The sequence below is a fragment of the Caldicoprobacter sp. genome, assembly GCF_047459465.1.
Classification (GTDB): Bacteria; Bacillota; Clostridia; order Caldicoprobacterales; family Caldicoprobacteraceae; genus Caldicoprobacter.
In genome coordinates this window covers 1-9,665 of record NZ_VSCO01000066.1, presented here as the reverse complement: position 1 = coordinate 9,665, position 9,665 = coordinate 1, and the positions used below count along the sequence as shown (strand labels likewise).

11 protein-coding genes are annotated in these 9,665 nt (G+C 48.9%); all 11 read right to left on the bottom strand.

What is annotated here, in order from left to right:
* On the bottom strand, positions 1–791 hold a 791-nt coding region (locus FWJ59_RS05715), incomplete at its 3' end, for a flagellin (RefSeq protein ID WP_414481017.1).
* A 243-nt stretch (positions 792–1,034) separates the two neighbouring features.
* Entirely contained in the window at positions 1,035–1,286 is a 252-nt protein-coding gene (gene csrA / locus FWJ59_RS05710) for a carbon storage regulator CsrA (protein WP_414481016.1), read from the bottom strand.
* Positions 1,287–1,360: 74 nt separating this feature from the next.
* Positions 1,361–1,804 carry a flagellar assembly protein FliW gene (gene fliW / locus FWJ59_RS05705; protein ID WP_414481015.1) on the bottom strand — a complete coding sequence of 148 codons (444 nt, stop codon included), beginning with the start codon at positions 1,802–1,804 and terminating at the stop codon, positions 1,361–1,363.
* A gap of 2 nt (positions 1,805–1,806) precedes the next feature.
* Positions 1,807–2,364 (bottom strand): DUF6470 family protein, encoded by a 558-nt coding sequence (locus tag FWJ59_RS05700; protein ID WP_414481014.1) that lies wholly within the window; start codon positions 2,362–2,364, stop codon positions 1,807–1,809.
* Between the two features lie 12 nt (positions 2,365–2,376).
* A complete protein-coding gene (gene flgL, locus FWJ59_RS05695; protein WP_414481013.1) occupies positions 2,377–3,276 on the bottom strand; it encodes a flagellar hook-associated protein FlgL in 900 nt (299 codons plus the stop codon).
* A gap of 208 nt (positions 3,277–3,484) precedes the next feature.
* Positions 3,485–5,158, bottom strand: a complete 1,674-nt coding sequence (gene flgK, locus FWJ59_RS05690; RefSeq protein ID WP_414481012.1) for a flagellar hook-associated protein FlgK — start codon at positions 5,156–5,158, stop codon at positions 3,485–3,487.
* A 19-nt stretch (positions 5,159–5,177) separates the two neighbouring features.
* Positions 5,178–5,672, bottom strand: coding sequence for a flagellar protein FlgN (locus FWJ59_RS05685; RefSeq protein ID WP_414481011.1), 495 nt, complete (start codon positions 5,670–5,672; stop codon positions 5,178–5,180).
* A gap of 56 nt (positions 5,673–5,728) precedes the next feature.
* Entirely contained in the window at positions 5,729–6,019 is a 291-nt protein-coding gene (flgM, locus tag FWJ59_RS05680) for a flagellar biosynthesis anti-sigma factor FlgM (protein ID WP_414481010.1), read from the bottom strand.
* Positions 6,020–6,157: 138 nt separating this feature from the next.
* Positions 6,158–6,577: a TIGR03826 family flagellar region protein gene (locus FWJ59_RS05675; protein ID WP_414481009.1), complete on the bottom strand. Its 420-nt coding sequence runs from the start codon at positions 6,575–6,577 to the stop codon at positions 6,158–6,160.
* Positions 6,578–6,623: 46 nt separating this feature from the next.
* The gene (locus FWJ59_RS05670) at positions 6,624–7,343 is read right to left on the bottom strand and encodes a ComF family protein (RefSeq protein WP_414481008.1); all 720 of its coding nucleotides are present in this window, start codon (positions 7,341–7,343) and stop codon (positions 6,624–6,626) included.
* A 48-nt stretch (positions 7,344–7,391) separates the two neighbouring features.
* Entirely contained in the window at positions 7,392–9,632 is a 2,241-nt protein-coding gene (locus FWJ59_RS05665) for an ATP-dependent RecD-like DNA helicase (RefSeq protein ID WP_414481007.1), read from the bottom strand.
* Positions 9,633–9,665 lie beyond the last annotated feature (33 nt).

The window sequence follows — 9,665 nt, the reverse complement described above, 5'->3', positions numbered from 1 at the left end:
GCCTGAGGCAGCTGGTTGGCCTGTGCAAGCATGGCCGTTGCAGCCTGCTGCAGTATGGTCTGCTTGGTGAACTCCATCATTTCCTTCGCCATATCCACGTCGCGGATGCGGGACTCAGCTGCTGTCAGGTTCTCTGCGGCTACCTCAAGGTTGTTGATGGTATGCTCGAGGCGATTCTGTAATGCACCTAACTTAGCCCGTTCATCGGATACCGTCTTTATTGCACCATCAATTGTATTAATAGCACTGTCAGCGCCCTCCTGAGTGCTTATATCGACACTATCAACACCTAGATCGGCAGCAGCCATCGAATCAATCTCCAGAGTAATGCTTTGCCCCTGATTAGCACCAATATGGAACACTTTACTCTTAAAGGTACCGTCCAACAATGTTTGAGTGTTAAACTCGGTGTCTTGGGCAATTCGATCAAGTTCCTCAATTAACTGGGTTATCTCATTTTGAAGAGCTGCACGGTCAACATCAGTATTAGTATCATTTGCAGCCTGTACAGCTAGCTCTCTCATTCTCTGCAGTATAGCATGGGTCTCATTTAAAGCACCCTCTGCAGTTTGAATTAGCGAAATAGCATCCTGTGCATTCTTGATTGCCATGTTAAGGCCTCTGATCTGGCCTCTCATCTTCTCGCTGATGGCCAGCCCCGCTGCGTCATCCCCAGCGCGGTTGATCCTCATACCGGAGGCCAACTTCTCCAAAGATTTTTGAACACCAGTATTGTTTATGCTCAGCTGCCTGTACGCATTAAGAGCGGTAATGTTGTGATTAATCCTCATATCTCATTCCTCCCTGAATTTTTATTTTCGCCGAAGTCCTTTTCGGCACATTTTCTTTTAAAGCCCATCCCTTGCCCGGCCGCTGCAAAGGATAAGGCTCTCATTTGCTTTCACCAATATATATCGACAACCTCATAGACAAACTTTAGGGGTTTAACAAAAATTTTTATATGTTCTTTAGGACTTATTGACTACTTGTGTAGTAAATCTATCCCATAACTCCCCTACATAATCCTTTCACTTTCAACTCTCTTCCTCCCTCTCCTTTTCTTTAAATACCCTCCCTAGTTCCTCAAGAGAAACGCGGGAATTGTCCACCACCGCCTCACGGTTTGTCTGCCTTATCTCATCCATGAGTTCCTTCCTCAAGATGGTCACATCTCTCGGAGCATTTATCCCTATCCTGACCTGTTCCCCCTGTACCTCGATTATTTTCACCTCTATGTTATGGCCAATCAAAACTGATTGGCCTACCTTTCGACTTAAAACCAGCATATCTTCACCTCATAATTTGGATTAATACCGATTTCCCCCTTCGAGCTCCTCAATCCGGCGGGGGCAAATTCCCTTCATGCTCCTTTTTTCATCTCCTCCAGTATGTAGTGCCTGGTGGTGTACTTATCATCGTCCAGTATCACCTGCATCGCGATGTTCTTCTTGGCGTTTATCACTATGGGTCCCTGCAGGTTTGCCGTCATCTTGGATATGTCCTGGGGTATGACGACTATGGATAAAAAGCGTATATCGCTTGGATCCTCGACTTCGAGCTTATGCAAAACCTCCTCGTTTATCGAAGGCGAATAGTCCTTTCTAAACACCAGCGGATCTATCACCACAAAGCATACGTCGGGATTGTGTACCGCATGAAGCCACATAAAAGGATTGTCATCCCCCACCTTGCCCAGCAGTACGTACTCCTTTATATCCTCGAAACCGTAAAGTCCGTACGGGAAACGTATGATTTCCTCCTCTGGTATCTCTATATAGCCAAAATGTTTGGACTTGATAATCAATTTTATACCCTCCTGTCGATATGATGCCCCACGTATTCTATCGTAATGCTAGGATACTGCCTTAAATAAATATCCACTCTATGGGGCGCAACCTTAAACCTAACAGGGCTTACAATGGCATTGAAATGGATTTTACCTGGATGAAAGTCAATACTGACGCCACCTATTACGTAAAACCTGGGTTTGGGGATTGGTAGCGTTATAGGCTCTCCATCGGGTACATCGTAAGACCTCTCCTCGGCAATATCAGCTATGGGGTTTCCGCCCAATTCTATGGCGGCAAGCCTATCACCGTCCTGAGCGGTCTGGGCTATATATTCCAACACCCTTTGGTATCCTCTTTGTGCCTCGGCCCGCGCAAGGTCAAGAAAGTTCTTATACCCCAGCTCTGCAAAGCATTCGTACTGGTCAATGTGTACCCTCACGGGTTCAACCTCTATATTAAGCTGCGGCTTCTGCCATCTCATCTCCAATAGAGGTCGGGGACTTTCCATCTCCACCTTAGCTGGCTGTGTACGTATCCCTATAAGAGCCGGTGTAGTGGTAATGCGCAGTTGCAAAAATACTCACTCCTAACTCAAAAAGTCTACGAGCGTCGGCATGATGATGCGTGCACCTGCTGCCAGCGATGCCCTGTACACGTTCTCAGCCTCTTTAAGCCGCACTATGACTTCCGCTATATCCATGTCCTCATTCTGCGAGAGCAGGTTTGTAAAGTTCAGTTCCTCCTCCTTTAGCCTGGCACGAATCAGCTCAAGGCGGTTAACCTTGGCACCCACCGCCGAGCGCTGGGATAATATTTGGTCCATACGCTGGTCTATCTCGCCTATGTAACTATCCAGGTTATCCCCTGCGCCGTTCCTTAGATCGTTTTTAAACCTTTCAAGCACATCATAAATCTTATCTATCTCAGCACCGCCATCGCCACCTACAACGTTCACCTCTATGCGGTTGCCAACACCTATCTCAAAGGCTATTTTACCTTTGTTGCCCTTATAATCCAGCTTCAGAGTACCATCCCCCTGCTGCACAACCTCAAATGGTGGCTCATCAGTTCTATAGCCTGCAAATATGTATCGCCCCGCATAGGTGGCATTGCCCACCTGCACCACATGTGCCTGGAGCTGCTCAATTTCATCGGCTATAGCCAACCTGTCCTCAAGAGCAAGTGTTCCGTTGCTGGCCTGGACCGCCAGTTCCCTTGCCCTGTGAAGCACCTCCCCCAGGTCTTTAAGTGCTGACTCGGTGGCTTCAAGCCATGATATAGCGTTGTCGGCATTGCTCACATACTGCTGGTTGTAAGCAAGGTCGGCTCTCAGCTTGAGCGATTTGGATACCGCCACCGGGTCATCCGAGGGCTTTAAAATCCTCTTGCCGGATGAAAGCTGACTCTGCAGTTTTTCGAGCTTGCGCATATTTTTAGCATAGTCCCGCATCATGTTTGTAATAAGCATTCCGTTGGTTACGCGCATCTTTCAAACCACCTTTTTCTTCATTTTTATTGAATCTCTCTTAAGTACATTTGAAATTTTAACGACTTTACTACAATAGATCTCTAATTTCACAACAACAGTTTATGACAAATTCGAGGGGTAACTAATTATCTAAAAATGGAAATTCACCTTAAACGTTATCCAATACACGACTATAACAACATATAGATTACCCTACTCATTTGGCCTATCTTCCCACCACGCCCATTCTGTTTATAAGCACATCCAGCATCTCGTCGATGGCGGTGAGTATCCTGGCTGACGCATTATAGGCATGCTGGAAGCGCACCATGTTGGCCATCTCCTCATCCAGCGATACGCCCGATACTGACTGGCGCCGCTTGTCCATCTCGTTGACCAGCATCTCCTGATTATCGGCCATATGGGCAGCCTGACGACTGGCTACGCCCAGCGTGGATATAAGGGCCTTGGTAAAGTTGTCCATATTATCGCATTCGGGTACATAAGTTTTATACCTTAACTCGAGAAGCCTCAATATGTTCTTGTTGTTGCCTTTTGCATAGGTAGCAAGCACACTCTCATCCACATCTTCTCCAAAATATTTGGACAGGTCGTCTATATCATTTTTATCCAGATAAATCGCCGCGATATTGTTCCAGTCGTTCCTTATATCATCCGATATGGTTATATACTTGGCTATGGGCCTGGAAAGGTCGGTAGGGTCATAGCTTCCGCTCCCATCGGAGAAAAAGTCTATACCCGTCCTCAGCCCTCCCGTCTCCTCATCCACCACCAATGCATAACCCTGACTATGGATTTCATTAAAAGTAATCATAAGCGTATGGGCAAACAGGTTCCACATGCGCATGTAATAGGGTATTCCGTATTCGGTGTTCTGGTTGGGTGCGGGCTTAAACTGCCCGGCAGTCGGAGTAGTGCCAGAAAGCTCCTCGGGAACCCCGGGCAATGGCTGTTCCTTGCCCCCTATGCCATCCCGCATGTCGATGTAGCCCTTCAAAATACCGCCTGTTATGTTAACCTTTTCGCCGGTATCCTTCCATACAACTTCCACCAGGTCATCCACATCAATGTAATTGTTTTTGGGATACTTCCCATCCTCTACGCTGCTACTCCTCTTTACCGTATCAAGCAGATATGCCTTTGTGTGGTAGACCAGCGTCTGCCCCGCAATGTCTACCCTGAAGCGCCCATTGGCATCCTCGTACACCGATACCTGTACGATTTTCGCCAACTTGTCCACCAGAAGGTTGCGCTGGTCGCGCAAGTCGTTGGCCGGCTTACCGGTAATTTCAAATTTGTATATCTGTTCATTTAGCGCGGCGATCTCTTGTGCATAGGCGTTGATGTCACTCACGTAGGATATGATGGCCTGGTTGGCCTCCCTCTGCAGCTCTTCCAGCTTGGTATAGACGTTCCTTATGTTCTCGGTAAGGGCCAGGGCCTTCTGCTGCACCGTGGCCCGGGTGGTTGGGTCCTCGGGATTCAGGCTCAAGGCCTGAAGAGCATTGAAAAACTCGTTGAGCACCGTGTTTATCCCCGAGTCGGAAGGTTCGTTGAATATGGCCTCTATGTATGAGAGTATATCCCTTTTTACCTCCCACTCGCCCAAGGACAATACTTCCTTGCGGTACTGTATATCCAAATACGCATCGCGTATCTGGCGTACCTGCTGTATATCAACACCGCCTACCACCGCATATCCGCCATAGGCGAACAACCCCATTCCTACATTGGGCTCTACGGCTTTTTGTACTACCTGCTGGCGAGTATATCCCTCTGTATTGGCATTGGCAATGTTGTGCGCAGTAACCTCCAGATTTGCCTGACTTACGTGCAATCCCTTCCTTGCAATTTCCAAACCGTAAAAAGTAGGACGCATGAGGCTCACTCCTTCGGATCTATGCTTTCTTATCTATCAGGCTGCCTCCCCGTTTAACGGTGGTTTCCCCTGTTTTGCTGTATATGCCTCCCGTCTGGTTTCGCCCGGTTATCAATCCTATGGAAAAGTTGATAAAATCCAAATTATTTTTGATAAGTCGCTCATTTAGCTGGTTTATCTGCTTCTGCTCCTCTATTATGCCATACAGCCGCTCCTGAAGCTGCTTCAGCTTCTCTTTTACCTGGCCCTCCGCTTGAGACACAAGATACGAAACAGTCACTTCCTTTGAAGATACGCCATTCCGCTGTGCAAAGTCGGATACCAGATCTTCCCGCTCATCTTCAAGGCTCTTCAGTTCAAATATGAGCTGTTCCTCCATCTCTACCATCTTTTCAAGCTCGGCTATGTTGTTATCTACGATGACCTGCACCTTTTTTTTGGATAGCTCAAGCAATATCCCGTAAAGCTGACATTCCCTTTCCAATATGTCAACAAATTTTTGCAGCTCTTCCATAAAACATCAATCCCTTACACAACCTTTCTTCGGCCGCTTGATAGGGTAGCTTGCTTCTATTGCCACCTATCGTATTTCAGCAAGTCATCTATTATCTTTGAAGCGATGCTCCTGCTATCAACCTTATACTGGCCGCTTTGAATCCGCGCCCTTATCTCTTCTACTTTGTCCATGCGAACCTCTGGTTCCGAGCTGGCAGCTTTTAGAGCCTCCTGAAAAACTTTGGCCTCTCTTGACAGCACTACCTCATCGGCTTTGCCGTTCCTGCTCTTTACGCTGCGAACTTGTGGATCCTGCCCGGTATATATATTCAATATCCGGGAAATGCGCGTCGAATCGATCTTCAAACCCCTTCACCTCTTTAACAGGATTCATATATACTATCGACAAACGGGCGTAAAAAATTTAGGGGTAATTTTGCATTCCCCTTTTTAAATAGAATTTATTGCCCAATGAACACATCTAGGCTATGGCCTATACCCATCCTATTCCGTTTCTCTCCTCTTGATGACATAATCAGCCACGTGTATCCTTCGGCTGTCGGGCTTTAAATCCGAAACCTTCCTGACAGATTCGCTGAGCCCTTTCTTCAAGCCCCTTTCAAAGACTGCAAGGCATTCCTTGCACATCCTGCCGGTGGTGATGGGTTTGCCACACCGCTCGCAGGTCAACACCGGCGAAGGCTCCTTAAGCTCCAGCCTCCCCTCGCGCAAAAACTCAAGTATGATCTTCTCCTCCACCCCTGTGGCTTCTGAAACCTCAACCATGGTAGCATTGGGATGGTCGTACAAATAGTCCCTCACCTTTTTGTACATCTCGTCCAGCTCTATCAAGCATTTGGGACAATACTTTATGCCGTTGTACTGAAACAGCCTGTTGCACCGCTTGCAATTGCGAATATCCACAGCGCTTCACCCCTCAAACAAAAAGCGTTTATACAAAAAGGGTGGCCTACCGGCCGACAGCCAGGGTAAGCACGTACACCCTTTGAGCCCTTGCCTGCATCAGCACCTTGCTACATTCATCAACGGTGCTGCCCGTGGTAAATACATCGTCTACCAGCAGAATTGTCTTGCCCCGCACTGCCTCAATCTCCCGCACTTCAAAGGCTCCCTGCAAATTCTGCATGCGCTGGAATTTATTGAGCCCTGCTTGTGCGGTAGTGTATTTCTTACGAATGAGCACTCCCTCGTTGACTGACACACCTATGTATCTTCCCAGCTCCCTGGCCAGCAATGCCGACTGATTAAACCCTCGCTGGCGCTGCCTCTTGGGATGCAGCGGCACTGGCATGATGATATCTACCTTCCACCCGCAGCGCTGCTTAAAAGCCTGAGCCATCCACCATCCCATGATACGGCTGAGATAGGATATACCGTCGTACTTAAAACGGTGTATCAGCCGCTTTATCTCGGGGGTATAGTGCAGCACCGATACGGCCTGTTCGAAATGATAGCGCACATATGCGCAGTCAATGCATATACCATCCTCCCCGACGGGCCTGCCGCACTTCTGGCATACTGGCGGAGCAATGGTAGGAAGGGTATCGGCGCACGCTCTGCAAAGCCCCTTGTCATCTATATCACTAGCCCTTTTCTGGCAGAGAATACAGGCAATATTTTGGGGATACAGTATATCCAGGATGGCTTCCTTAATAGCAGACAGATTCAATGATACCACCCTATCTTCCGAGCAATCTAGGAGGCAACACAACAATACTCAACCCTTGTCAATCGAAAAATCGGATACCGCAAACAGCTTCCTGAAGTGATGCATAAGCCCGGAATACCGCTTTTCGACATAGTCATTCCTCACCATAGCCTCTATGGCCCGTTCCCGACCCACTATTACCACCATCTCACGAGCTCTGGTCACCGCCGTATAGAGCAAATTACGGGTCATGAGCATGGGCGGCCCCCACGCCAGCGGGATAATGGCTACCGGAAATTCGCTGCCCTGGCTTTTGTGAATGGATATGGCATAGGCAAGCTCCAGCTCGTCAAGCTGCGAAAAATCGTATACCACTTCCTTATCGTCGTCGAATATGACGGTCATGCTCTGCTCCTCGTGGTCTATGGCTGCGATGTAGCCGATATCGCCGTTGAAGACCCCTTGCCCCTCCTCCACCACCATGCCGTGAACCTTCCTCTTCCAGGAAGTGCGGTAATTGTTCCTGATCTGCATTACTTTATCGCCTTCCCTGAACAGGGTATTGCGGAACAGCTTCTCCTGTTTGTCTGGTGATGGGGGATTGAGCACCTTTTGCAATTCCACATTTAAATTGTTGACCCCTATATCGCCCTTGCGCATGGGTACCAGTACCTGTATGTCCTTAAGCGGATTGTAATACGCGAAAGCGGGAAGCCTCCGACATATGAGCTCAAGCACGGTATTCAATATCTGCTGCGGGGTTTCACGCCTGACGAAGAAGAAATCGCTGCCTTTTACGTTGAGCTGAGGCATCAGGCCCTGGTTGATCCTATGAGCGTTGAGAACTATCATGCTCTCCTGAGCCTGCCTGAAAATCTCTGTTAAACGCACCACCTTTATAACCCCGCTTGCGATTATGTCCTTAAGCACGTTACCCGGCCCCACCGATGGCAGCTGATCAACGTCCCCCACCAATATCAACCGCGTGCCGGGCACTATGGCCTTTAAGAGATGGTTCATCAGCAGGATATCCACCATAGATACTTCATCTATTATCACCGCGTCGGCCAGTATGGGATTGTCCTCATCCTTTTGAAAATAAGGCCCTTCCTTGCCATAGCTGTATTCCAGCAGCCTGTGTATCGTTTTGGCTTCCCGGCCGGTGGCTTCGGTCATGCGCTTTGCCGCCCTGCCGGTGGGAGCCGCTAGCACCACCGTCATCCCCTGCTGCTCCATCAGCTTTATGATGCAGTTTATAATAGTGGTTTTACCGGTGCCGGGCCCACCCGTTATGACCGTCACACCGTTGGACAGAGCTTCCATAACGGCCTCACGCTGCTTGAGTGCGAGGAGCATGCCTTCCTCCTTTTGGAACCTCCTTAGCATGCCCTCTATGTCAAAGGCGGCCGGCCTTACATCTACCATGGACAGCTCGACAAGGCGCCTACACACCCCCACCTCGGCGTAATAAAAGGGTGCAAAATATACCGCCGTCTGACCCTCTATGTTCTCCACAAAGATGGACTGCTTAATGGCAAGGGCAGCCACCGCGTTTTCCACCAAGCCCTTGTCAACTCCCAGCAAAAGCGAGGCCTGCTCCACCACCACGTCCTTGGGCAGGTAGGTATGCCCATCGGCTGCTGCCTGGGAAAGCACATATTTTACCCCCGCTTCAATGCGATATGGCGAATCAAAGGCCACGCCCAAATTTTGTGCTATCTTGTCTGCCGTCTTAAAGCCTATGCCCGCCACCTCATCTGCCAGGCGATAGGGATTTTCCCTTATGATGTCGATAGCATCATTGCCGTACATCTTGTATATCTTTATGGCATAGGCGGTGCTGATACCATGGGACTGAAGAAATATCATTACTTCCCTTATTTCCCGGTGTTCAGCATAGGAAGCGGCTATCATCTCGGCCTTGGCAGGGCCAATCCCCTCTACCTCCATGAGGCGCTCGGGATAAAACTCTATTACATCCAACACATCCATGCCAAAGCGTTCAACTAGCTTTCTGGCGGTGGTTGGCCCCACTCCTTTTATGAGCCCCGATGCCAGATATTTTTCAAGGCCATCCAAAGTAGCGGGCGCCATGCTCTCCATGGTATACACCTTGAGCTGCTGGCCGTAATCGGGATGCATAACCCACTCGCCCACAATGTGCACCTTTTCGCCCGCATTGGCATACGGCAGGCTACCCACCGCAGTCACCACTGTCCTGCTCTCCTCATCCCGCACCTCTATGACGGTAAAGCCGTTGTCTTCGTTGCGAAACACCACTTCCTCTATGATGCCTGTAATTTCTACCACTTTTTAAGCCACCCGCTTCCTATACATAAACCA

Excerpts from the sequence above, each read along its gene's own strand:
- csrA (WP_414481016.1), bottom strand. The coding sequence starts at position 1,286 with ATGCTGGTTTTAAGTCGAAAGGTAGGCCAATCAGTTTTGATTGGCCAT.
- flgL (WP_414481013.1), bottom strand. The coding sequence starts at position 3,276 with ATGCGCGTAACCAACGGAATGCTTATTACAAACATGATGCGGGACTAT.
- flgK (WP_414481012.1), bottom strand. The coding sequence starts at position 5,158 with ATGCGTCCTACTTTTTACGGTTTGGAAATTGCAAGGAAGGGATTGCAC.
- FWJ59_RS05685 (WP_414481011.1), bottom strand. The coding sequence starts at position 5,672 with ATGGAAGAGCTGCAAAAATTTGTTGACATATTGGAAAGGGAATGTCAG.